Source organism: Paraburkholderia sp. SIMBA_030 (genome assembly GCF_046535245.1).
GTDB lineage: Bacteria > Pseudomonadota > Gammaproteobacteria > Burkholderiales > Burkholderiaceae > Paraburkholderia.
This window is the reverse complement of the sequence record NZ_JAWRXB010001748.1, coordinates 1-232: the sequence shown is the minus strand read 5'-3', so window position 1 is coordinate 232 and position 232 is coordinate 1. Positions and strand designations below refer to the sequence as shown.

The following is a 232-nucleotide window of genomic DNA, read 5'->3' as shown; positions in this document are numbered from 1 at the left end:
GACGCCGGCGCGTCAGGCAGAACTCGACGTGCTGCGCACGCGCCTCGTCGATGCAGTGAAGACGATCAAGACTTCGAAGATCGGTCAGGTGTCGGGCGGCTCCGCGTTGTATGAGTTGCCATGGTACATCGTGATCGGCAATCCCGGAGCGGGCAAGAGCAGCGCCGTGCTCAATTCGGGCTTGCAATTCCCCATCGCCGACAAGAACAGTGCGGTGATTCACGGCATTGGC

General features: G+C 61.2%; 1 protein-coding gene. It reads left to right on the top strand.

Annotated elements, in window-relative coordinates; all coding sequences use genetic code 11:
• On the top strand, positions 1–232 hold a 232-nt coding region (locus SB772_RS45995), incomplete at both ends, for a hypothetical protein (protein WP_410839271.1).